This window comes from Candidatus Nitronereus thalassa (assembly GCF_032191465.1).
Classification (GTDB): Bacteria; Nitrospirota; Nitrospiria; order Nitrospirales; family UBA8639; genus Nitronereus; species Nitronereus thalassa.
The window spans coordinates 2,714,113-2,738,697 of the sequence record NZ_JAQOUE010000001.1 but is presented as its reverse complement, the minus strand read 5'-3'; the positions used below and the strand labels follow the sequence as shown (position 1 = coordinate 2,738,697).

17 protein-coding genes are annotated in these 24,585 nt (G+C 48.7%); 7 read left to right on the top strand and 10 right to left on the bottom strand.

Annotated elements, in window-relative coordinates:
* Positions 1–93: 93 nt before the first annotated feature.
* Positions 94–864: an exodeoxyribonuclease III gene (locus tag PPG34_RS12305; RefSeq protein WP_313833629.1), complete on the top strand. Its 771-nt coding sequence runs from the start codon at positions 94–96 to the stop codon at positions 862–864.
* Here PPG34_RS12305 and PPG34_RS12300 read toward each other — a convergent pair.
* The 3 genes from PPG34_RS12300 to PPG34_RS12290 are packed head-to-tail and all read right to left on the bottom strand — an operon-like array spanning position 861 to position 4,184.
* Positions 861–2,027 carry a sensor histidine kinase gene (locus PPG34_RS12300; protein WP_313833628.1) on the bottom strand — a complete coding sequence of 389 codons (1,167 nt, stop codon included), beginning with the start codon at positions 2,025–2,027 and terminating at the stop codon, positions 861–863. The two genes, PPG34_RS12305 and PPG34_RS12300, sit on opposite strands and share 4 nt — an antisense overlap.
* Positions 2,024–2,482, bottom strand: coding sequence for a response regulator (locus PPG34_RS12295; RefSeq protein WP_313833627.1), 459 nt, complete (start codon positions 2,480–2,482; stop codon positions 2,024–2,026). The genes PPG34_RS12300 and PPG34_RS12295 overlap by 4 nt, the downstream gene beginning before the upstream one ends.
* Positions 2,445–4,184, bottom strand: a complete 1,740-nt coding sequence (locus PPG34_RS12290; protein WP_313833625.1) for a sensor histidine kinase — start codon at positions 4,182–4,184, stop codon at positions 2,445–2,447. The genes PPG34_RS12295 and PPG34_RS12290 overlap by 38 nt, the downstream gene beginning before the upstream one ends.
* Before the next feature lie 612 nt (positions 4,185–4,796).
* Between PPG34_RS12290 and PPG34_RS12285 the strand changes: the two genes are divergently transcribed.
* From PPG34_RS12285 to PPG34_RS12270, 4 genes are all read left to right on the top strand, one after another.
* Positions 4,797–8,498, top strand: a complete 3,702-nt coding sequence (locus PPG34_RS12285; RefSeq protein WP_313833624.1) for an ATP-binding protein — start codon at positions 4,797–4,799, stop codon at positions 8,496–8,498.
* Positions 8,495–9,988, top strand: a complete 1,494-nt coding sequence (locus PPG34_RS12280; protein WP_313833623.1) for a sigma-54-dependent transcriptional regulator — start codon at positions 8,495–8,497, stop codon at positions 9,986–9,988. Before PPG34_RS12285 ends, PPG34_RS12280 begins: the two co-directional genes overlap by 4 nt.
* A gap of 433 nt (positions 9,989–10,421) precedes the next feature.
* Complete coding sequence (locus PPG34_RS12275; RefSeq protein WP_313833622.1) at positions 10,422–10,760, top strand: hypothetical protein; 339 nt, start codon at positions 10,422–10,424, stop codon at positions 10,758–10,760.
* A gap of 231 nt (positions 10,761–10,991) precedes the next feature.
* The gene (locus PPG34_RS12270) at positions 10,992–11,450 is read left to right on the top strand and encodes a hypothetical protein (RefSeq protein WP_313833621.1); all 459 of its coding nucleotides are present in this window, start codon (positions 10,992–10,994) and stop codon (positions 11,448–11,450) included.
* Between the two features lie 60 nt (positions 11,451–11,510).
* On the opposite strand, the gene PPG34_RS12265 is transcribed toward PPG34_RS12270, so the two are convergent.
* The 7 genes from PPG34_RS12265 to PPG34_RS12235 form a co-directional block, all read right to left on the bottom strand.
* Entirely contained in the window at positions 11,511–11,876 is a 366-nt protein-coding gene (locus PPG34_RS12265) for a DoxX family protein (protein WP_313833620.1), read from the bottom strand.
* A 58-nt stretch (positions 11,877–11,934) separates the two neighbouring features.
* Positions 11,935–13,260 carry a cytochrome b N-terminal domain-containing protein gene (locus PPG34_RS12260; protein WP_313833619.1) on the bottom strand — a complete coding sequence of 442 codons (1,326 nt, stop codon included), beginning with the start codon at positions 13,258–13,260 and terminating at the stop codon, positions 11,935–11,937.
* 3 nt (positions 13,261–13,263) lie between these two features.
* Entirely contained in the window at positions 13,264–13,818 is a 555-nt protein-coding gene (locus PPG34_RS12255) for a QcrA and Rieske domain-containing protein (RefSeq protein ID WP_313833617.1), read from the bottom strand.
* A 50-nt stretch (positions 13,819–13,868) separates the two neighbouring features.
* Positions 13,869–14,345, bottom strand: coding sequence for a hypothetical protein (locus PPG34_RS12250; RefSeq protein ID WP_313833616.1), 477 nt, complete (start codon positions 14,343–14,345; stop codon positions 13,869–13,871).
* Positions 14,346–14,443: 98 nt separating this feature from the next.
* Complete coding sequence (locus PPG34_RS12245) at positions 14,444–17,518, bottom strand: efflux RND transporter permease subunit (protein WP_313833615.1); 3,075 nt, start codon at positions 17,516–17,518, stop codon at positions 14,444–14,446.
* Positions 17,519–17,544: 26 nt separating this feature from the next.
* Positions 17,545–18,675 carry an efflux RND transporter periplasmic adaptor subunit gene (locus PPG34_RS12240; RefSeq protein WP_313833614.1) on the bottom strand — a complete coding sequence of 377 codons (1,131 nt, stop codon included), beginning with the start codon at positions 18,673–18,675 and terminating at the stop codon, positions 17,545–17,547.
* 73 nt (positions 18,676–18,748) lie between these two features.
* Complete coding sequence (locus PPG34_RS12235) at positions 18,749–21,070, bottom strand: TolC family protein (protein ID WP_313833613.1); 2,322 nt, start codon at positions 21,068–21,070, stop codon at positions 18,749–18,751.
* A gap of 524 nt (positions 21,071–21,594) precedes the next feature.
* On the opposite strand from PPG34_RS12235, the gene pgi reads away from it, so the two are divergent.
* Both pgi and PPG34_RS12225 read left to right on the top strand, forming a co-directional pair.
* On the top strand, positions 21,595–23,235 hold the full coding sequence (gene pgi, locus PPG34_RS12230; RefSeq protein WP_313833612.1) for a glucose-6-phosphate isomerase: 1,641 nt from the start codon (positions 21,595–21,597) through the stop codon (positions 23,233–23,235).
* A 134-nt stretch (positions 23,236–23,369) separates the two neighbouring features.
* A complete protein-coding gene (locus PPG34_RS12225) occupies positions 23,370–24,557 on the top strand; it encodes an MlaE family ABC transporter permease (protein WP_313833610.1) in 1,188 nt (395 codons plus the stop codon).
* The last annotated feature ends 28 nt before the right edge of the window (positions 24,558–24,585 follow it).

Genomic DNA, 24,585 nt, shown 5'->3' with positions numbered 1-24,585 from the left:
ATTCCACTTTTGAATCCTACGCCTTCATTCAAGACTTTTCAAAATCTCCTTAGAGTTTGTCAGTTGCCAATCGAACCCTTTAGAATCACCGTTATGAAGATCGCCACCTGGAACGTCAACTCCATAAAGTCACGACTACCGCATGTGACGGCTTATCTGAAAGAGGTGAGTCCAGATGTGTTGTTGCTGCAGGAAATAAAATGTCTGGAGGAAAACTTTCCTCAGAATGACATTGAAGACCTTGGATATAACTTGGCCATCGTGGGGCAGAAAACCTACAACGGAGTGGCTATCCTTTCAAAATATCCTATTGAAGTGGAACAACGAACACTCCCCGGTGATTCGACCGATGAGCAGGCTCGCTACCTCGAAGCCATTATAGGAAACATTCGTGTGGCCTCCATTTATTTGCCCAATGGGAACCCAATTGATACGGAAAAGTTTACGTACAAACTAGCCTGGATGGACCGCTTGTTCGCGCATGTGCAAACGCTCCTCACCTACGAAGAAACGCTGGTCTTGGGTGGTGATTACAATGTGTGCCCCACGGACGACGATGTATATGATCCCGACGGCTTTGCCTGTGATGCACTCTGTCACCCTGAGACACGCGCAAGATTTCGCAAGCTCTGTTATCTCGGACTAACGGACGCCCTGCGGGCGCAGCATCCACAATTAGGGCTCTATACGTTTTGGGATTATCAAGCGGGATGTTGGAATAAGGATCAGGGGTTACGCATTGATCATTTGCTGTTGTCACCCCAAGCCGCCGACCGACTAGAGGCATCAGGAGTCGATAAAGGCCAGCGCGGGAAAGAGAAGCCTTCGGATCATACCCCAGTATGGTGTACGTTAAAAGATTAGCGAACCGAACTCGACAATTGTCTCTCTCCCAACCCTTCAACCACTGGGGTATCAGCATCCTGAGAGGGAATCGTGAAATGAAAGACACTGCCGATACCCTTGGCCGATTCCGCCCAAATCCGACCACCATGATGTTTCACGATTTTTTTGCAAAGCGCCAAACCAATACCACACCCTGGATACTCACTTTTGGGATGCAGGCGAGAGAAGGGGTTAAAAATTTTCTCAAGGCATTCGTGGTCCATGCCAATTCCAGTATCTTCCACCCGGAAATGCCACATCGCTCCCTCCATTGAAGCGGAAATGGTCACAGTCCCCGGCTGTTCCCCTTGAAACTTTATGGCATTCCCGACTAAATTGTGAAAGAGCTGTCGGAGCATCGTCGGATGCCCCATGACCGTAGGCATGTCTCCAAACACAAGGGTAACCCGCCTTTCCATCATGGCATCCTCTAGATCACAAGCAATTCCATTCAGGATTTCCCGCAGATGGACAGTTTCAGCCGGTTTTCGGTCTCCACCAACTAGAGAATAGTCCAAGCTATCCTGGATCAATTGACGCATCTGCATCGCATTCTGAATCGTCCGATCAAAATACGACTGAGTTTGCGGACTTAACTGCTCCTTCAAATCCTTCTGAATCATTTCCAAAAACGACATGATTCGACGAACCGGGGCCTGTAGATCATGGCACAACACATATGCAAATTGTTCGAGTTCCTTCTGGGACCGCTCAATGGCCAACCGCTGTTCTTCGGTGGTCCGAAGAAGCGCCGCCCGCTCCACGGCATGTCCGATTGCTCGGTGCAAACCCACTGCCGTCAATTTTCCTTTGATGAGGTAATCTTGAACACCGTTAGATATCGCCCTAACGGCAATTTCCTCATCCCCTTGTCCGGTCAACATCAACACAGGTACTCGATTCACACCTATTTCTTTGTTTAGCGCCTCGATAAACTCAAGACCATCAAAATCGGGAATTTGATAATCGAGAAGTACGCAATCGGGGTTTTGGGTGGTGATTAATTCCCACCCTTCAACACCCGTTTCAGCTTCCAGCACCTCATAATCCCCAAGAGCCTCCTGCTCCAAATGCCGTCGGAATATCTCCCGGTCCTCATCGCAGTCATCCACAATGAGGACGGTTAGGCAACCAGACTTCATGGTAGTTCTCCCACTTTTTGACTGAAACCTAGGTCAAGCCATTCCTCTTTTAACCGTATCATGGCCTGTAGAAATTCTTTCGCGCTTAGTGATTTAGAAATATAACCGTTAGCACCAAGTGCATAACACGCTTCGATATCCCGATCGTCCTTCGAAGTTGATAACACCACAACGGGAATAAGTGTGAACACTTCATCCGCCTTGATTTCTGCCAACACCTCGCGCCCATCCGTACCTGGCAAATTTAAATCCAATAAAATAATACCTGGATAGAGAGCGGCCTCATTCCCTTCGAAGGTTTTACACTGCACGAGATATTCCAAAGCTTCATCACCGTCCGTACAGTGCTGAATACGATTCGAGAATCCTGCGGATTTCAGGCTCCGCTGGGTAATTTCATAATCCTCAGGACTATCTTCAACGAGCAGAATAGGTTGACTCACCAACAGAGACATGTTGCACATTCCTTTGTAGGGTGAAATAAAAAGTACTGCCTTCCCCATACACAGACTCCGCCCACAACTCGCCTCCATGACGTTCAATGAGTTTTTTGGTAATCGTCAATCCCATTCCCGTTCCGCCTCCGAACTTGTCTCGACCGTGAAGACGCTTAAAAATACGGAAAATATTCTTAAGATGTTTTTCGCGAATGCCAATGCCATTATCCCGTACGAAGAATACGGGACACCGGCCAGACATTTGCGACTTCTTCTCGTCTTCGTCTCCATGATCGATCCACCCGATTTCAATCCATTTTTCGTTTTTGTCCGAGTATTTCATGGCATTCGTGATTAAATTCAGAAAAATCTCACGGACGCGCACGCGGTCGCATTTGATAGTAGGGAGGGGGTTGGCAATTTTAATAGCGATGCTCCGTTCCTTCAGACTTATGGCTAAGGAATCAAAAATTTCTTCGATAATGCCCTGGAGAGGGACAGATCCATATGCCAACTCCGTACGCCCCGCACGGGAATAATGAAAGAGAGAATTGATTAAATCTTCCATACGCTGGCAAAGGCGAATCAACGTTTCGCACTTTGCTCGACCTTCTTCCTCCAAGGCTCCGCCATAATCTTCCAAGAGGAGAGAGGAATAGTTATGGATACCTCGTAACGGCTCCTTTAAATCGTGGGAGGCAATATACGCAAAGTCATCCAACTCTTTGTTACTCCGCTCTAACGCGATGGTCCAATCATGCCGAGCCTGTTCGTCCTGTTTTCGTTGCGTGATGTCATTAAATGTCACAACCGCGCCCACGATTTGATCTCGGTCGTCCTTCACAGGTGTACTGGTATAGGTCACGGGGAAACTCGTGCCATCTTTCCGCCACAACAATTCGTATTCGATTCGCTGGACGGTGCCCTCTTTAAAAGCTGCATACATCGGGCATTCTTCTTTCGGATAGGATGATCCATCCGGCTTTGTATGGTGCATGATGGGGTGCATGGGCATACCTATCAGTTCATCAGGAGTGTATCCCAGCATATTCGCGGCGGCTGGATTTACAAAGGTGGTTCGCCCTTCGGTATCGAGCCCGTAAATACCTTCACCAGCGGAGGATAATATTAGGGAATTTCGCGAAGCGAGTTCCCTCAAATTATCTCTTAAAACCGCGTTGGCAGCCATATGTTCCTGTTGCATGAGAATAAGGTGCTCTTGCTCCTTTAGGTGCTTCCGTAGTTCGAACTGGGCCACGACCTGTCTCGCTAACACCATGAGGCCTGATCGTTGTTCGACAGTTAACTCACGAGGCACTTGGTCGATCACGCAAAGGGTACCGAGGGCATGGCCCTCCCTCGTCCGTAATGGGGCACCTGCATAGAATCGTATATGGGGCTCGGAAGTCACTAAGGGGTTCTTAGCAAAACGTGGGTCCGCCAATGCATCAGAAACAAGAAGAAGGTCTTTTTCATGAAGTGCATGGGCACAAAACGCCCAGTCCCGAGGCGTTTCACAGGCCGTTACGCCAACTTTGGATTTGAACCATTGCCGATCGGGGTCCACCAAACTGACCAAGGCGATAGGAGTTTGGCATATCTGCGCCGCTAGGATTGTCAAGTCATCAAATTGAGGCTCAGGAGGGGTATCCAGGATTTGATACGAATTCAATACCGCCAGGCGTTCAGATTCATTTTCTGGGAGAGATGCTACAATCATACAATTTCCCTCTGCCTTGAGGTATGACTCACCCAACAAAGGAAATAGGGTGCCTTTGAATCAAATTGGTTATACTCGCTGATAAAATTCGCAAACTTCTCCATCCTCACAATGGAAACGTTGAACCGGTTGAACGGATGGCCGCACACCCTGTGCATCAGAATCCAAGGCCAGGGCTCGAAGAAATCGAGTTGATTAATTGTTAGGTGCAGGTGCATCCTAAACTACGTGATTACATGCAAAGGACTAGACAAACCAGGGATCGTCTTGAGGATTTCACTCCCGATGTTTGCCATCTTCACCTCAGACCATTCAGTTTGAATAATGTCGCACAACATTTGTCAGGATCATCCCGGATCTAATTCCAACCCATGGGCCAGCTCTTTCTATTATGTTGAGGAATTGTAGATTTCAGGTATTTTGGGGAATTTCTCCTTTTCGGTCTGTTTGTGCTAAATCTTGAATGAATCACATTGAAAACCTGGCTGATGTGGGAAATTCAATGGGGGGCAGCTAGAATGTGAGTGAAACGAGTTGGTACAGTGATGAACTAACCGTTGTCTCCTCCAAAGGAACAAAAATTCCTACCAAATAAAAAGTATGAATGATTCCTTGAGCACAAATTTCAATAATCGCGATGCTCGGCTCGCGCATTTCACGATTGAACGAGCTACGGACCCAATATTTTGGGTGGACTCACATGGCCAGTTTTATGGAGTCAACGAGGCAGCCTGCCGACTCTATGGATTTTCCCGAAATGAACTCCTGGAAATGAAGGTGTTTGACATCAACCCAACGGTCACACCGGAGACCTGGCCAGAAATCTGGAATGAGATTCGGACTCAAGAGTCCATGACCTTTGAATCCGAACACGTGCGAAAAAATGGAGAACGTTTTCCTGTCGAAGTGTCTTTAAATCACGTCGAATTTGAGGGGGAGTCCTACAGCTGCAGTTTCATTAGAGATATCACCCAACGAAAACGGACCCAAGAGGAAATTGCCAGCCTTTCTAAATTCCCTGATGAAAACCCTAATCCTATCTTACGCCTATCTGACGACGGGAAAATTTTATATCACAATAAAGCCAGCACGCCCTTATTGAACCTGTGGAATTGTCAAACGGGACAATTGTTTTCAGGTCCGTGGTGTCCCATAGTTCAGCGAGCCTTTGAAACGGGCAAAGTACAGCACACAGAGGCGTCAGTAGGAGATCGTATCTATTCCCTCAACTTGGCGCCGGTGTCAGGAGCCGGGTATCTCAACATTTATGCCCTGGATGTCACGGAACGGAAAACAATTGAGGCCGAACAAAAACGCAGTCGGGATCGAACCATTCAACACCAAGCGGCCTTATTGAGTTTGGTTCGCGGATCATTCTCCTCTCGCAACACGGTTTGTCAACGTGTCACGCAGTTGGTCGCTGACACTTTAGAAGTCGAGCGAGTCAGCATCTGGATGTTGAATCCTGAAAAAACCCATCTCACATGTCTGGATATCTATGAACGCAGCAAAGGCATTCACGATCAGGGCGCGAAACTCTTTATCGAACAATACCCTCGCTATTTTTCGGCACTTGGCGAGAACTTGACGATTGCCGCCAATGATGCTCCCTCAGACCCACGAACCAACGAGTTTGCTCAGGGATATCTTGATATTCAGGGTATTACCTCCATGATGGATTCTCCCATCTTCGAGCAAGGGCATACCATTGGCGTGCTCTGTCACGAACATGTTGGCCCACCCCGTGTTTGGAGTTTGGATGAACAACAATTTAGCAGTTCTATCGCTGACTTTGTGTCGCATACGTTTGAGTCACTCGAACGACAGCGCATTCAAGAAGAAGCCTATGGGCTGATGGAAGATTTAGGCAGCCGCGTCCGGGAACTGACAGCGCTTCATCATACGGCCCGGCTCATTCAACATCCCTCAGCCTCACCTCAAGAAATCATGCGGGAACTTCTTCCCCTCTTGTGCGAGGCATGGCAATACCCCACGATTACCGGAGCTCGGATATCTTATGGGGGTCTCAAAGTTGCTACTAAGAATTTTCAGCCCACGGACTGGATGCAGCAGGCAGAGTTCTCAACGGAGGATGGTACTTGCGGTCTGTTGGAAATTTGTTATCTCGAAAAACGTCCGATCCTTCAGGAAGGTCCGTTCTCAAGTGAAGAACGGAAACTCATCAACTCATTATCCGAAATGTTGCGAACGTTTTTTGAGCGAAAACGCGTGCAGACTGCTCTTGAAGAACGTCTTCGCTTTGAAGATTTAATCGCCACGATCTCAACGAAACTCATTAATTTGCCTGTTTCTGAGATCGATCATCACATTTGCGGAGCGCTGAAAACCATCGGCCAGTTTGTGGGTATAGAACGAGGCTTTGTCTTCTTACTCTCGAAAGATGGCAACACCATCAGCGCGACCCATGAATGGGAAACCGAGGGGTTTCAAGAACTCGGGCCTGAATTTCAAAATATTCCGGTAACGGCCGTCCCTTGGGGAATTGGTGAGCTTCGCAAACTCGAACCCGTCCTGGTTCCCCGGATAAGCGACTTACCCCCTGAAGCCGAGGTAGAACGCGAACTGTTTTTGAAGATTGACCCGGTTCAATCCGCCATTCTCATCCCATTGGTGTGCCAAGGCAAACTCATGGGATTTTTAGGACTCGATTCCATTAAAGAAGAAAAGCGATGGGATAAGGATATCGTCGATCTCCTCAGGATTGTTGGAGAAATTTTTGCGAATGCCTTCGAACGAAAGGCCAGTGAGGAGGAATTGCACCAGGCTCAAACCCAATTGGAGCAACGAGTCAGGGACCGGACGGCTGAACTGACCTCGACCAATGCTCGGCTACAGGAAGAAATTGCGGAACGTGAACGTGGTGAACAGGCATTACAACGCGCCAAGGAAGCCGCAGAATCCGCGAATCGCGCCAAAAGCGAGTTTTTAGCGAACATGAGCCATGAACTGCGGACTCCCCTCAACGGCATTCTCGGGTATGCACAAATCTTGAAGGGAGATCCCACGATATCTGAAGATCAGCGGTCGGGGCTTGATGTCATTCACCGAAGCGGCGAACATTTACTCATGTTAATTAACGACATCCTTGATCTTTCAAAAATCGAAGCGCAAAAGCTCGAACTGCTCCCCACCACTTTTCATTTCCCAGAATTTTTAAAAACCATCACCGAGATCATTAAGGTTCGGGCAGATCAAGCCGGACTAACCTTTCATTGCCATTTTCCGGAATCTCTCCCCAAAGAAGTTCAAGGAGATGAAAAACGATTACGCCAGGTGCTCTTAAATTTATTAGGCAATGCCGTCAAGTTTACGGACCACGGTGAGGTGGCATTCACGATATCTCAAGAATCAAATACTCAAGACTCTCAAGTCTTACGATTTCTTGTTGAAGACACAGGGATCGGAATTGCGCCAGAACACCTCAAAGATATTTTTCTCCCGTTTCAACAGGTCACTGATCCCCAACGACAAGTCGAAGGAACAGGCCTAGGACTGACCATCACGAACAAGCTAGTAGCACTGATGGGTGGAAAACTGGAAGTGGACAGCACGCTGGGAGAAGGAAGTCGTTTTTGGTTTTCGATTCCACTGCCGCTCGTACTCCAACCTTCCATCGGCAAAACCCCCGACCGACGACGGATTATTGGAATTCGCAAAGGCCCAACCAGCGTCTTAGTCATCGACGATAAGTTGGAGAATCGATCGGTCCTCGCGAATCTAATCAAACCCAAAGGATTTACCGTACAAGAAGCTGCCAATGGTGAAGAAGGAATCCTGATGGCCAAGAGGCACCATCCTGACATCATTTTCATGGACCTCATCATGCCTGTCATGGACGGACTTGCGGCGACCTCAGCCTTGCGAGCCATGTCTGAATTTTCCAGTACGGTCATTATCGCCTTATCCGCCAGCGCCTTCGACCACAGCCGCCAGGAAAGCCTTAATGTCGGATGTAATGCGTTCTTATCGAAACCCATCCGAGAACAGGACCTACTCGAAGCGCTTGAACAACATGCGAATGTTACATGGGAATATGCGACAGAAGGCTCGGTGGCCAATAGGAGTTCCCAGGAAAACCGAGCCGTACCGACCCCTCCACCCAATGTTCTTCAAACATTGTATGAGATGGTAAAAAAAGGGCAGATTCTGGAAGTTCGAAAACAGATAGAGGCCATTGACCAAATGGACCCTCAATATGCCAACTTTACAAAAGAACTAAAGGTCTATGCCCATACGTTCCAAATGAAACAACTCGGCGAATTCTTAAAACCATTCTTAGGCAAACCAAAATGACACTCATTTCCTCTCACAAACCATCGATCCTGTTGGTGGACGACACCCCCACGAATCTCGAAATCTTAGTTCAGGTGTTTGACAAGCAGGGCTATGAAGTATTTGTCGCCACAGATGGGTTAAGTGCCATTGAGCAAGTGTTTTCCACACAGCCTGATTTGATCCTACTGGATGTCATGATGCCGGGTCTAGATGGCTTTGAGACATGCCAACGGCTAAAAGCTGATCCCGCCACCAACGATATACCGGTTATCTTTATGACGGCCTTGGCTGAAACACTCGACAAGGTGAAGGGATTTCAAGTCGGCGCGGTTGATTATGTCACCAAGCCCATACAACACGAAGAAGTGCTGGCCCGCGTCACCACACATCTCAAACTCCGCTCTCTTCAACGGCACCTCGAACAACGGGTCGCTGAGCGAACGGCAGAACTCCAAACTGCGCTCAGTGAAGTCGAGCAATTAAAAGCGCAGTTGCAAGCCGAGAACACTTATCTCCGAGAAGAAATACAGCTCGAACACAACTTTGCCGACATCGTAAGCCGGGGAAAAACCTTGAAGAGGGTACTCGCTCAAATTGAGCAAGTCGCGCCTACGGATGCCTCGGTTCTGATTCTCGGTGAATCGGGAACCGGGAAAGAGCTACTGGCACGAGCCGTGCACAACCGCAGCAAGCGAAGCGACCGCCCTTTGGTCAAAGTGAATTGCGCTTCCCTACCAAGTAATTTAATTGAAAGCGAATTGTTTGGTCACGAGAAAGGCGCTTTCACGGGGGCATTGGCAAAAAAAATCGGCCGATTTGAACTGGCCGACAAGGGCACTATTTTCTTGGATGAGATTGGCGAACTGCCTCTTGACCTGCAAGCTAAGCTCCTACGGGTTCTCCAAGAAGGGGAATTCGAACGACTCGGCAATCCCCACACTACTAAAGTGAATGTTCGTGTCATTGCAGCCACCAATCGAGAATTAGCAAACATGGTCAACACAGGAAATTTTCGTGAAGATTTATATTACCGACTCAATGTATTCCCCATTACGAGTCCGCCCCTTCGAGATCGAAAAGAAGATATTGGCGTTTTGGTCGCGCATTTCCTCAAAAAGTTTTCAACCAAAATCGGGAAACACATAGATACTGTCTCGCAAGAAGCGATGAATGCGTTTGAGGCCTACCACTGGCCTGGAAACGTTCGGGAACTTGAAAATACGATCGAACGTGCCGTGATCTTGGCTCAAGAAGAAGCCCTCACCATGAATGACCTTCCTGAACTCCGGAACTTCGCATCTGAAAAATCGCGCCACCGTGATGGCGTCTCCAGGAGGCTTGCCACCCTTGAAGAAATCGAGCGTGATCATATTCTCGTTGTTCTTAAACACACCAATTGGCTGATCGAGGGCCAACGCGGTGCGGGGTCAATCCTGGGATTGAACCCCAGCACTCTTCGTTCGCGGATGAAGAAATTGAATATTAAGAAACCAACACTCCCACTGTAGATACAGTTTTCCGTCCTTCCTTTAATTCCTTCCCCTACCCGTAGCTGCACGATCTTAACCGTCCTAAATCAATATCCAAGAATCCTGTCTCTTCATTCCCCTTACTTGCCCAGCCCGAAAAAGACAGTAGCTGGCCCAGCCGAGCCCATTCCACCGAAGGCTACAAAGGTAGGGAACGGGTTCGCGTTGGCGAGTGAGGTGCTGCGGCGACAATTTCTATAATTCAACGAAATTTTGCTACGGCATTTCACGGGCCACGAAGTATCACAGAGGCCACAAAGGTTTCTCCTGCGATCTCTTGTTGCCCCATTCTTGCAACTTGTTATTTGTAAAGACATTTATTCCGTTTTTTGGTTTTTGATCTTTTTGGCATTGTGATTGCTCTAACTAGGGTATGAAACGTGGCTCGAACATCAAACCGAGGAGCAACACCATGAAACATACAACCTCATACTTCACAGCCCTAATCATCACGGCGACAATCTTTCTCAATGTCTCATCCGTGCTGGCTCAAGAGTGGAGGGTATTTCTCGGCCAAGGTCTGTCTCAAGAAAATCAGATGGCCCAAACCATGAAAAAAAATTCCATAAAAGGAAATGATTGGCTGGCGACCCAAACACCATTGTTAAAAAACGCGCCGATCCAAAATATCAGTCCTAGCCCAAGACCGATCGAGGGACTCCTCTTGGGTTCGGAATACACACAGGCAGGTTCTTGGGCACCGTTACCCAACCCCCTTGGCAAGGATGGATTTACCTTGTTTTCCTTCTGAGGTGAGACAGGGGATAGCAGGTCTGATGAAATCCGGTAATACGATGGAAGGATAGTTGATGAACAAAGATAATAATGAACAGGAAATGGAAAGATCCACTCACTCCTGTCATTCATATGCCCACGAACTTTGTAAAAAAGCTAGGGAAACATTAGACAAAGCCAATAAACTCTTGAACAAATCTGAGGAACAGCCCGATTCAATTACGGACAGAGATGGAGATCAATCATCATGAACACCACAACGACTACGACACTTTACCGATCTAGAACTTCGATTTTCTCGACGTTAGTGATCAGCCTCATCCTGTTCATGGCATGGCCGGTCATTTCCGTAGGACAAGAGTTATTTAGTTTATCAACTGATTCAGGTCTGGAGTTGTATCAGGTTGAAAAACTTCGTGAGCTTGATTTGCGAATAAATTTGTTCCGCGCCTCAGAGCACCCCAAGGTCCCAATATCTGACATCATGATGGAGACACTCATGGTAGATTCTGGACTACAGAGAACACCTCATGGAAGGCTCTTTACGATGACAGCTCCTTACATTCAGCATCCATCCCATAAAATGGATGCTCTCATAGCGGAAATTTTTAAGGAAAATTTTCCTAAGCGAGAACATGAGGACCTTGGCCAAGGATCCTTGGCCTTTCGAAGCCACGAAACTGATTGGTCATCACAAATAGAATAAACAACGAACTACCCACAAACCCCAGGATAGAGATCGGGCTATTCGCACTCCTCCAGATTTTCAGCCCGATCTCTTCCGCTCTAACACACCTAACGCCCCAGTCAAAAACAATAGTGTCAACGGAACTGGCACCGCCGCTATTTCACCAGCCTGAAAATGCGTCAGGGTCGCGACCAACATGGTGATTCCCAATACCGCCACGCCAAATAATCGTAGAGATCGAACCAACAACAGCACGGCTCCGCCGATTTCCACCACTCCAGTGAAATAGACGAACCACGAGGGGTAGCCCCATTGTATGAATATTTCAACATGTCTCTCTGGATTCATTATCTTTGATAATCCCGCTAAGGCAAAAAACAGCCCAAGGATTATCGCCAGCAGTAAAACAGCTACCCTCAACCATCGACTATTTTTTATGGTCACACCACACCTATACCGACCTCATAATCTGCGCCGTAAAAGTCCACACAAAACCATCGACTCACGCACCGCTTTTTAGCGTCAGCATATAGCTCGTAAGATCATTTCGTTCCTTTTCAGTGAGGGGGAATTTAGGCATGAAGGACCCAGGAGACATGGAGGGAGGATCGAGGAAATGTTTTAAGTGCCATTCCCGATCAGGTCGGCGATCAGCCACGAAGGAGAGGTCCGGAGCAATCGCCCCACCTTCGCCATGAATTCGATGGCAGGTTTTACAAGAATGCTTTTCCACCAACTCTTGGCCACGAATGACAGATGGATCCGTCTTAGGGACCGCATACAAATCATTTAGGGAAATCCCAAGCAGGACAAACATGCCTGTGAGAAATGCCATACCCGCCCCTAAGGTGACGGGCCTCCTCGAGATTCGTCGTTCCGGATGGCGGTCAAAAAATGGCAAGAGGAACAGACCGATAAAAAAGATTGATGGGAGAATCCAGGTGGCCAGTGGGGCAAAGGGGCCATGAAAATATTTGAGCAATTGGAAATAGAATAAAAAATACCATTCGGGAACCGGCATAAAAGAATTGTCTGTTGGGTCAGCTTTATCTGCCAAAGGAAATTCAATCGTCGCGGCGAGTACCCCAACGACAATAAAGATCCCCAACATGACCACGGCATCCATATAGACCTGTCGAGGATAAAACGTTTCACTGCCTTGCTTCGCCCTGGCTTCATCCCATGGCCCAGCAGGACCTACACGTCGCAGAATAAAGAGGTGCAGCATGATTCCAAAGATAATGATTGAAGGCAAAATCAATACATGGATCGCAAAAAATCGAGACAAGGTTAGCGCACCCAACATCTCGCCACCGCGGAGAACATGAACAATAAAATCTCCGATGATGGGCACCGTCCCGGCCATATTGATCCCAACTTGTGTCGCCCAATACGCATTTTGATCCCATGGCAAAAGATACCCCGTGAACCCGAATGCCATCATGATGAGGAACAACACTACTCCTACCATCCACATCAATTCTCGAGGCGGTTTATACGCTCCATCAAAAAACACCTGAAGCATATGCAACCCAATCGCTAACATGATGGCCGAAGCGCCCCAATGATGGAGGCCGCGCACAAACCAACCAAACAATACCTCTTGTTGAATGAACTGAACCGTATCATAGGCGTGATCCGGAGAGGGTACATAATAGACGGCCAGGAACATTCCCGTGATGGCTTGGAGGACAAACAAAAATAATGTGGCTGAGCCAAACACATAATTCCAACTCGCCCCCCCAGGGATCGGCTCATCAAGAAGAGTTTTTTCGATTGGCTTCAACCTTAAACGGCTGTCCAACCATGAATAGATTCGACCAGCCACGCGTTACAACTCCACTTGCTTAGACAATCCCGATTTATATTCTTTGTAGATCACCTTAAGCTCCCCATCCTCTATCTTCGAAGGCAACTCATCTAAGGAACGCGGCGCCGGCCCCCCTAATACTTTTCCCATTGGATCGTAGACACTCCCATGGCAGGGACACGTAAATTGGCTATCCTGCTGATTCCAACGAAAGCCACACCCCAAATGAGGACAAATCGGCGAAAATACTTTGACCTGATCGTCGGGCTGACGAACCACCCACACCGCTTTGATCGTCTTGGTTTCCATCCAACCATCTTTTATCGTCATGCCATAATCAAGTGTTTTGGGAATCCCGACCGGAAGGTCTTCAACCTTTCCAATTGACACCCACGATTGTTTGCGTCGAGTCAATGCCGGGGAAATAAAATACCCGGCTAAAGGGATCGCCAGGCTTAAACCAATCACACCAGCAATGGCGCCCGTCACCCATTGAAAAAATGTCCGTCGAGAACCCACGGGGGTAGAAAAGCCCTCGGGAGTCTCATGTGGCTCGTGTGGGGTGAAATGATTCATCCGGAAACACACCTCCTGTGTCTAACCATGAAGACGTTCGGGAATTCGAACTATCGAAGAGTATCTTGATGCCAATGATGGGTCAGCGGATTATGGCTCCCGTATGGATGAACGGGCGAGGCACCCGCTATCGTTTGACCTGGAGCGCCTCCATCTTCGTAGGGTTGGAATTCCTGAATACCAACGCTATCAACAAGGCCCTCAGCAGAAAAACTCATGGAAAAAGAATGTCCGAATTGGTCAGGAGGAAGAGCCAAAACACCAAAGATCGGCACATATTGCAAAGGATGAAGAGGTGGGTCAGCCTTGGCATACGCCCACGACTCTCGGGCACCTTGAGAATCTGATGCCACCTGGAGATCCCTGGGATTGCCAAACATTTTTTTGACTTCGTCCTTGGTAGTTTTGCCAATGTGCACGGAGTCAAGATGCGATGGATAGGTTAACCCGAAGTCCATCTGGCTTGTTTCAGGTATGTGTCGATCCCCAACCGAGGTACAACCTGCCAGAGCCCAAATAACCACCATCAGGACTAGAAGGCATCTCTTTCTTCCGCAATTACGAGTGGAAACCAACAGTACCTCTTTTTTCCACACACAAAACAATTTCAAGCATTAACAATTTCTTAAGGTATAAAGTTTTTAAAGCTTACACGAAAAAATAAAGAATACAACACTGGCACGACTCCCAAGGTTAGGATCGTGGCAAACAACAGCCCTGACATAATCGCCATGGCCATCGGCTCCCACATGGGCCCCCCTCCCGCATACAAGGGCAGAAGACCTCCCACCGTCGTAATCGTCGTTAAGAGAATTGGCCTCAGCCGATGTTGCGCAGCTACAATGATAGCCTTGGCGGGCTCGAGTCCATTGTCTTGTATTTCAATGTTTATCCGGTCAATCAGCACAATAGCGTTATTAATGATAATACCCGACAAAGACAGAATCCCCAGCATGGTCATGAATCCAAAGTACAATTGTGTCGCATGAAGCCCGATGACCACGCCAATAAGTCCTAGAGGAATAGTCAGAAGGATGATCACAGGTTTTCTTATGGAATTAAATTGTGCCACGAGTAGGAACAGGATGATTAAGCCTGCCACCGGTAATTTTTCCCCAATCGAGTCGTTTCCCTTGCCAGACTCTTCGGCTTCTCCCCCGAATTCCCAAAAGTATCCCAAGCCCCAGGTCTCTTTCTCCTGATTAAGCCAGGGCTCTAATTGCGCATTCACTTCTGTAGCCGTCGTGCCCTCCTGTAACGCTGCCTCAACAGACACCTGTAACAAGCGGTCCCGTCGATGAATCGTAGAGGGCTGCCATTGGATGTTGATATCCGCAACTTGTTTAAGCGGAACGGATTTTCCCGTCGCTTGGGCGTATACATTAATACTTTCCAACTTCGCGATATCATCGCGAACCGCTCCCACAGACCGAAGAGTCACCGGAATTAATTTATCATCCTCACGATACTGCGTAATATCTAAACCGGTAAGATAGGCTTGAAGCGAAGTGGCGACATCCTGACTGGACACTCCCGCTCGAAGAGCTCGTGGTTGATTGACTTGCACCACTAGTTTTTTGGATCGGCTTCCCCAATTATCATCAATTAACTTAGTGCCAGGAATGGATCGGAGTTTCTCCTTCACCCGATCCATGATTTCAAATAGTTTACGGCTCTCACGACCACTCACTCTCACGACAATCGGCGGATAGGTCGGAGGGCCAGTTTCCAATGGCCGAATAATAGCTTTAAGATCCGGAAAGGCTTCCTGACAAAACTGCTCAAGACGATCAATAATCGAGGAAAAGTTTTCGCGAGAGGTGGTGTTTACCAACAAGTAGGCAAAGTTAGGACTCGCTTGAATGGGATTAAACGGCAGATCAAACCGTGGGGCACTTTCTCCGATAAACGCACCCCAATTCACAATACCGTCTTCTCGTTCTTCATTCACCATCAGATGCTGCTGGATAAAGGTTTCGACATTGGCCACCATCGCATCAGTTTTTTCAATGGGCGTACCGTTCGGAAACTCAAGTTTTGCGGTAAACGTCGGTTTATCATTAGCAGGAAAGAAATACACGGGTAGTTTTCCAAATCCCACCATGGCTATGAGGAAAATGGTGATGGTGGCCAACAAACTCAACCAGGGATGCCGAACACCCAATAACAGGAGAGATCGATAACGCTGATAAAAGGGGCTACTGAAAGGGACTTCATTTTCCATGGGTGTTACACGAAAAAAGAACACGCAAAGCAAGGGAATCATGGTAATAGTTAGGACCCAAGAACACAGGAGTGTAAGCGTCACCACGGTGAAAATCGGCGCGGTATATTCTCCGACATTCGACTCGGCCAAATATATAGGCAGAAAGGCAGCAGCGGTGGTTAACGAAGATGTCAGAAGCGGAATTTTTAATTCATTAGCCGATTCAATCGCGGCATCTATTGCCCGTTTACCCGCGCTCATTTGCACCATCGTGGCTTCGGCCATGACAATGGCGTTATCCACAAGAAGCCCCAGCGCGATAATCAACGCTGCCAGGGACATCTGATCAAGTCCTATCCCGAACACCGACATAAAAAAAATACTCATCACAATGGCCATGGGAATGAGGCTGGCGACAATGAAACCCGTTCGCAACCCCAAAAACACCAGCATGACCACCGTGACAATCACCACGGCTTGCAGCAAACTACTGGTAAAATTTTTGATTTTTTTATCTACGACCGCCGGTTGAAACTGGACTTCATCAAATTCAATACCAATAGGAAACTCCTGCCGAGCTTGGGCAATAACCTCGCGAACTTGCTGGCCCAACAAAATAATGTTTCCCCCTTTTTGCATAGAGATGCCCAACCCCAACGCTGGTTCTCCAGTGGAACGCATCAACGTATCCGGCGGGTCAATGTACCCTCGATACACCTCAACAAGATCTTCTAAAAACAACACCTCACGACTGCCCGGTAAACTCACGACTGTACGGCGAATTTCTTCCACGGATTCAAAATTGCCGGACGGTTCCAACACTATTTTCTCATCGGCGGTTTGGATATCGCCTCCAGGCAGGACAATATTTTGTGCCTCCAACAATTGCCGGAGTTGGCCTGGGGAGACTCCTAGTTCCGACAATCGCGCATTATTATAGTCAAGGAATATCCGCTCCTCCTGATCGCCATAAATATCGACCTTCGCGACTTCGCTCTGACGCAGAAGTTCATCGCGCACATCATCGGCGACCTCTTTAATGTCACGATAATTAAAACCATCACCCATCACGGTCAGGACAATCCCAAACACATCGCCAAATTCATCATTGACAAAGGGACCACGCACCCCCTCTGGCAATTCCTGGGCCGCTTTATCGACCTTCCGACGCAAGTTATCCCAAATCGGGCGCATATTCCGTTGGGTTTCAAGAATGTTCACATAAATCATCGAGACCCCAGTCTTGGACTCACTTCGCACAAAATCCAACTCCGGGATCTCTTGAATCGCTTTTTCCAATTTATCTGTAACCAACTGTTCGACACGTTCGGGGCTAGCCCCTGGGAAATAAGTCATCACCAAGGCCACGCGAATAATAAAACCCGGATCCTCGTTTCGAGGAAGTTTTTGATAGGAAGCAATGCCTGCCAGAAAAATAATCAGCAGCGCCATTGCCGTGATTCGATTGTTATCAATGGCGAATTTGGTGAGCATGGGAGGTTAGAACTTTAAAGGCACATTTATCGTTCGTCCGCTGCGTCACCCATCAAGCGAACACGTTGCCCATCGTGGATGCGCCGGACACCCGCCGTGACGATGCGGGCACCATCTTGCAGACCGTCAATAATCTCCAGCCCTTCCGGGCTTAATTCCCCGATCACCACCGGCGTTCTTTTGACTCTGCCGATTCCATCATTGAGTTCATCGAGAACATAGACATAGCGACCTTCAGGATCTTCTCCAACCGCAACCGGCGGGACAAGAATTCGGGCTTCCCCTTTCCGACCCTCAAATCGGAAGGTGACTTCAGCGGCCAGACCCGATCGAAATCCTGGCACTGCTTGTTGTAATTGTACCGTCACCGGGAAGGTCGTCCCAGTTTGGCCAGACGCCACCCCCACCTTGGTCACCAAGGCTGGAAATTGAAGGCCCGGAATGGCGTCAAACGTCACCGTCACGGCACTGCCCCTTTTGACCCGCGCGATGAACACTTCCGGGATCCCTACTTCGACTTCCAAGCGAGATCCGCACACGACTTCCATAATGATTTTTCCCGCCTGCACATTTTCATTCACCTCCACCGGAACCGAAGCGACATAACATGCCGCAGGAGCAGACAAACGGGTATAGTCGAGTTGAAGGCGGGCTAATTCTAAGTCCTTGGCACTCGACGACACTTCCGCCTGAGAGGATTCCGCCGCAGCCCGTGCTTGATCCAAATCGTTTCGTGAGGCATTCCGATTTTCATATAACGCCCGAACTCGCGAATAATCTGCGGCAGCACTTCTAGCCGAGGCCTTAGCACGTGCCAACGCGGCCTCCGCCCGTTGAACTTGCAACTGGTAGTCTTGTGAGTCTAGCGAGGCCAGCACTTGGCCCTGTTTAACTTTATCTCCAACTTTCACGAACAATTTCTGAAGAGTTCCCGCCACCTTAAAACTTAATTTGGCCTCCAGACCAGCTTGTGCGGTTCCCGAGAAAGTCCGAACTTGATCGCTTCCTGTCAAAAACACCTGCTGAGATCGAACGGGCCGAATGAGTTCTTCGGCCTCGGGTGGATGTTGTTCACTGCAAGCTCCCAGAATGGTGATCAGTCCACACAGACTGATGCACACGAGAAAGGGAACCGAATGTTTTTTTTTAATTATCAAAGGAATCGTCCTTGGATGATCAATGCGAATTGCACTGGAGAAGGCATATGGAATCTCCATGCCCACATCACTGCTAAAAAGGGCTACTCGTCATAAGTTTCGATGGGGTGACTCCCGCTTGTTCAAAAAATTCAGTCAGCCGCTCAAACCACGCCGCACGATCCTCTTCATACAAAAAATAATCAAAACGTCCGACCGCCCGTTCGATACTCATTAAGTCAATTAAAAAATCGTACACGGCGTTGGCCGCAGCTTCATTAGCCGTCAACGCGGCATTTTGACTATTGAGTAATTTAATAATATCCACGGCTCCTCGTGAATATTGATCCACCACCAATTCTAGGTTTTTCTTGGATGCCTCCGCAGCCTCACGAGAAAGACGAATACCAGGGAACGACGCAGAAGCTCGAAACATGGCTGACCGTATGCGTTCTTCTACTCGCCCGATTGTAGCTTCCCGTTCCAGGCGAAGACGCCTTAATTCTTCTAGGGCCTTACTTTCGGTGGCTTCCTTACTCCCCCCACTAAACAAAGGAAAGGTTAACCCCAGACCCACCGACCATTGCGTATTATCTTGGCCTGGCAGAAGACCCGCAGGGGGTCCGGCTTGCCCAGCTCCGTCAGATGCAAAGCGTTGGTCCACATCGGCTTGTAGTGCCAGATCCGGAGCCCAATAAGCCCGCTGTGCATTCAGGACGGTGCGCTCCTGCCCGGCAATGACGGCATTCAGTCGTTGAATTTCCGGCGAGACATTGAGTCCTTCCTGCACCTGAAAATTTCTGAACAAACCAAAGTGCTTGGGGTTATCAATGAATGTAAAGAGACGGTTGAGATCACCAAACAGCAACGGATCATGGAGACTTGCTTCCTCCGTAATAAACGGTTCTTCCAACGGACGATGCAACGTCCGGTTTAACGAAACATTAACTTGCTTCAATTGGGCTTGGGCCTCAAGCACGGCAATCCGGCCATTAGCAATTTCGCTTTCCCACCGAAAGACTTCGTCCCGGGCTGCCGAGCCTACGGACTCGCGCACCCGAGCAAGTTCCAAGTTTGATCGAGTTAACTTCAGATTGTCCTTCTGCACCCGAAGGGATGTCTTGGCCCGTAAAACATTTAAGTAGGCGACTGCGGCTTCTTGAAGAATGTCCAATCGTAATTCGTTGCGCTCCGCGACTCGAGACAACTGCGCCTTTTCCTGCACTGTGAAATCACTCCACGCCTTGTCGGAATAGAGCAATTGCGAAAGACTGCCGGTGGCCCGCATGCTCCGCTCCGGGTTCGCCCCAAAGGCCGACCTGGCTCGATCCTGGTCAATAATCGTGGCTCGACTCCCCATGCCGATTTGAGGCAACAGCGCGGAGCGCGCATTTCGAACATCGGCTTGTCCGCCGGAGACTCTACGATCCGCGGCCGCCAGATCAAGATTCACCGATACGGCTTCTCGAACCACAGAATACAACGAGAGTCGTCGCGTCACAGATTCCACATCTTCGTTAATGAGGTCCGCTTCGGTCAGCACTCGAAATGTCGGCCAGGCTTCCACAGCCCGGGCTGTGGCCATATTGATGGTCAAGCGTTCGGCCTCAGGCAACGACACCAAAAAACTTCCCGCATCTTCTCCAAGCAAAATTCGATGAACATTCAGCGCAACTCGACGAGCGAGACGAAGCGTATTGGTTTCCGGAGCAATCGAGGCCAACAACCCATACTCTACTTCCTCTCGACCAAACAGGGAAAAGCTCGGAAGTTTTCTTTCCACTAACCCTTGAGTCAAAGCCTGAAACTCAGACAGCGGAAGACGGAGGAGTGGGGTCACCAATACCGCTTCTGCATCATCGGGGATCGCGGCCAGAGCCGGTTGAATATAGGTGCCAACCGGCACCGGTGTGATCTGTAAATTACTCGCCTTTGCCGCGCGCTGAATTTTCACTTCCAGCTGCGGCAAGGCCTCGATAACGGCTTGATCCACAAAGAGGGTCATTTTGGTAAAGGGAAGGATTTCTCGGTAGGCTTTGACTGCCCGCTCAAAGGAATGCGGCAACGATAAATAACTGAGATTGCGAACTCCCGATGTGCCACGATGAAAGGGCAGCTCCTGAAGTTCGATATCAATCACAAAAGGTGCCACCGCCGGTTTGGGTAAAAAAGGCCGACGAGCGATATCATGGGAGGCGAGAACGCCCAGCGCTAAGACCAAATCCACCTTGGGATCAGCCAATAAAAAATCCACCGCCTTTTTGATCTTTTTGACCGACCAATTCCCATGCACGAACGCATGTTGAGGAAAAATGACTTTATATTCACCACGGGTCAGCTCTAGAATTTCTTTGAGAAATAATTTGCTGTTCACTACCTTGCCCCATCCATAATCCTGATATGGCCCATCCGCCACGACTCCAATTCGAACTTCGGGTAATCGCGAGGCACCCTCCGCAGAAAATGGGATGGAGCATAGTAGAAGAAAAAGCCAAAAATTGAAGTGAAGGAAACGAGGCATGTCAGCTGCGGCCGGGATACCAGAAATCTGGTTCTTTCTTCAGAAGGGTCTTCTAAAATTTTCTTTTCCCACAGGTGAGCAAAAATAGTTGGAATATACGACAAGGGCCTATATTTAGGGTCCCGTACGGCGCACACTACCATGTGTTGAGGTATTCAGGAAACCCCTTAGGCAATACCCCTCCTCTACGGACATACAATATTTCAGGTCCAAGGCAGGATTTATCCCCCCTTGCGTCCACTGTTGAAAGGGTCTTCCCGTTTTTTTACCCTGAAATATTTTAACCCCACCCCTTTGTGGACCTTGGTGAATACATCAAGAGAACGGTAGATCCCGATCACCATCTTTCTCAGGCAGGAGAGTTTCCCATTGATAAAAATGCAGAGGAAGATTAGAAGGTGTCTTCAGGAGGCTGAAACATGACGACAAAAAATATCTCATTAACGCAGCGGCCAAGTTGGAAAGCCTTAGAAAAACATTACCAAGAGATCAAACCGCTTCATCTTCGGAAACTCTTTCAAGATGACCCTGATCGAGCCGAACGGTTTTCACTTGAGGCACTCGGCATCTATTTGGACTATTCCAAAAACCGAGTGACGGATAACACGATGCGACTTTTGTTGGACTTAGCCGAAGCTGCTGATATCCGAAGTCGAATCGATGCTATGTTTTCCGGTGAGAAAATCAATGCAACGGAACAGCGGGCCGTGCTTCATGTTGCCCTTCGTGCACCCAAGAAAATTTCCATTCTGGTTGATGGAGAAAACGTGGTGCCCAAGGTCCACCAGGTACTCGACAAGATGGCAGCCTTTGCCAATCGTGTTCGCAATGGTGAGTGGACGGGACACACCGGGAAACGCATTCGGAATATCGTGAACATCGGGATTGGAGGGTCTGACCTTGGTCCCATGATGGCCTATGAGGCCCTCAAACATTATTCCGATAGAAACCTCACCATTCGATTCGTCTCTAATATTGACGGGACTGATATCGCCGAAGCCTTACGGGACTTGGACCCGGCAGAAACCCTTTTCACGGTATGTTCCAAAACGTTCACCACCATCGAAACCCTGACAAATGCCCAAACTGCGCGTGATTGGTGTCTCAAAAGTTTGGGCGATCAACAAGCCGTGGCCAAACATTTCGTGGCTGTGTCCACCAATGAGAAGGAAGTGGCAAAGTTCGGCATTGATACCGCCAACATGTTTGAGTTTTGGGATTGGGTCGGAGGCCGGTATTCTTACGATTCAGCCATTGGCTTATCCCTCATGGTTGGCATTGGCCCAGAAAATTTTCGGGACATGCTCTCCGGGTTCCATGCTATGGATGATCATTTTCGGACAGCTCCTTTTGAGAAGAATCTGCCAGTCCTGCTGGGATTACTAGGCCTGTGGTACATCAACTTTTTTGGCGCTGAAACCCACGCCATTTTGCCCTATGACCAATACCTATGGCGTCTCAGTGCCTATTGCCAACAACTGGACATGGAAAGCAATGGGAAACATGTCGATCTGAATGGACAGGTTGTCGACTACCACACCGGACCGGTGATCTGGGGACAGCCCGGAACCAATGGCCAACATGCGTATTATCAATTGATTCATCAAGGCACTCGACTCATTCCTTGTGATTTCCTTGGCTTTTGCCAGTCGTTGAATCCTTCGGGAACTCACCACGATTTGCTCATGGCAAATTTTCTGGCCCAAACCGAGGCATTGGCTTTTGGGAAAACCACGGAAGAGGTAAAGGCCGAAGGAGTCTCCCCAGCCTTAGTTCCGCATCGTACTTTTGAAGGTAATCATCCGACCAATACTATTTTGGCGGAAAAACTGACACCAGAGTTGTTAGGCAAACTCATCGCTTTATATGAACACAAAGTCTTCGTCCAAGGCACCATTTGGAACATTAACTCATTTGATCAATGGGGGGTGGAATTGGGAAAAGTGCTGGCGACGCGAATTACACCGGAATTGGTGAACCCGATCGAGCCACCTTTGAATCATGATGGTTCTACTAATAGGCTGATCCAACGTTACCGCCGTTTTCGGGCACAGGCGTAGCCTGTCCTAAGGAAAAGCAGCCATCACTCTTCCCCAATTTCTCATGCCAAGCTACACGTTTCTTGCAATAATCCTTGAACAGGTTACACTTCTATTATCGTGCAATGAATGCCGGGCATCCCTGACGAATTTATGTGGAGGAACACACATACCGGCAAACCTTTAAACCAACCAAGACCTTCCGAACATTTCTTCATATGGCCGCAATACGGTTTACTCGATCACCTGAAAATACCATTCTCGTGGAATTGCTTGGAGCCTGGCGGATTCAAGAACCTCGCCCTTCCCTTCAGGACCTCCTTCGAGAATGCCATGCAGACCCACCAGTCCGCCAACTCCAATTTTCCTCCCAAGCCCTGGAAAGTTGGGATACGGGATTAATCACTTTCCTTTTGAATATCCAACGCTTCTGTGAATCGAAACATATTACAGTCGATTTTTCTGAGTTGCCTCAGGGCATTCATCGCCTGATGAAACTCGCGGCAGCCGTACCCGAACGCCTTGAGACAAGAAAATCATCTGGGAAAATTGGGCATGTGTCGCGGCTGGGAAACAAAGCTCTCAGTACAACGGATGGCGCCCAGGACATGGTGGCCTTTATTGGAGAAGCCTTTGTGACGTTTTTCCGATTTCTCCGGGGACGGGCGCAATATCGCCGCTCGGACCTTGGGATTACCATTCAAGAATGCGGAGCCAAAGCTCTACCCATTGTTACGCTAATCAGTGTACTGGTTGGGCTTATATTGGCATTTGTGGGAGCCGTCCAATTGCAGCAATTCGGCGCACAAATTTATGTGGCGAACTTGGTGGGCCTCGGCATGGCAAGAGAAATGGGGGCCATGATGACGGCCATAATTATGGCGGGGCGTACCGGAGCGGCCTTTGCCGCACAGCTGGGCACCATGAAGGTCAACCAGGAAATTGATGCCTTTATCACCATGGGAATTTCCCCCATGGAATTTCTGGTCTTACCTCGAATGCTCGCGCTGATGCTCATGATGCCCCTGCTGTGCATCTATTCGGATTTGCTCGGTATTCTCGGGGGAGCGATTGTCGGAATCACGATGTTGGACTTAGGCTCGGCCCAATATTTTTATCAAACTCAAGGAGCGGTGACTCTAACGGACTTTGCGGCTGGGCTCATTAAAAGCATCGTATTTGGCGTGTTAGTGGCCATTGCCGGATGCTTGCGTGGTATGCAGTGTGGCTCCAGCTCCGCCGCCGTGGGGCTGGCGACAACTTCGGCCGTCGTCACCGGAATAGTCTTTATCGTGGTCTCTGATGCGGTCCTGACGGTGTTGTACGACATTCTGGGAGTGTGAAGAAAACAACGTGAAGCTTCGCTCGTAT

What these genes read in the sequence shown, in the direction of transcription:
- PPG34_RS12245 (WP_313833615.1), bottom strand. Translation starts at nt 17,518, where the DNA reads ATGCTCACCAAATTCGCCATTGATAACAATCGAATCACGGCAATGGCG.
- PPG34_RS12250 (WP_313833616.1), bottom strand. Translation starts at nt 14,345, where the DNA reads ATGGTGGTTATTTGGGCTCTGGCAGGTTGTACCTCGGTTGGGGATCGA.
- PPG34_RS12300 (WP_313833628.1), bottom strand. Translation starts at nt 2,027, where the DNA reads ATGAAGTCTGGTTGCCTAACCGTCCTCATTGTGGATGACTGCGATGAG.
- PPG34_RS12270 (WP_313833621.1), top strand. Translation starts at nt 10,992, where the DNA reads ATGAACACCACAACGACTACGACACTTTACCGATCTAGAACTTCGATT.
- PPG34_RS12295 (WP_313833627.1), bottom strand. Translation starts at nt 2,482, where the DNA reads ATGTCTCTGTTGGTGAGTCAACCTATTCTGCTCGTTGAAGATAGTCCT.
- PPG34_RS12255 (WP_313833617.1), bottom strand. Translation starts at nt 13,818, where the DNA reads ATGAATCATTTCACCCCACACGAGCCACATGAGACTCCCGAGGGCTTT.
- PPG34_RS12280 (WP_313833623.1), top strand. Translation starts at nt 8,495, where the DNA reads ATGACACTCATTTCCTCTCACAAACCATCGATCCTGTTGGTGGACGAC.
- PPG34_RS12290 (WP_313833625.1), bottom strand. Translation starts at nt 4,184, where the DNA reads ATGATTGTAGCATCTCTCCCAGAAAATGAATCTGAACGCCTGGCGGTA.
- PPG34_RS12305 (WP_313833629.1), top strand. Translation starts at nt 94, where the DNA reads ATGAAGATCGCCACCTGGAACGTCAACTCCATAAAGTCACGACTACCG.
- PPG34_RS12275 (WP_313833622.1), top strand. Translation starts at nt 10,422, where the DNA reads ATGAAACATACAACCTCATACTTCACAGCCCTAATCATCACGGCGACA.
- pgi (WP_313833612.1), top strand. Translation starts at nt 21,595, where the DNA reads ATGACGACAAAAAATATCTCATTAACGCAGCGGCCAAGTTGGAAAGCC.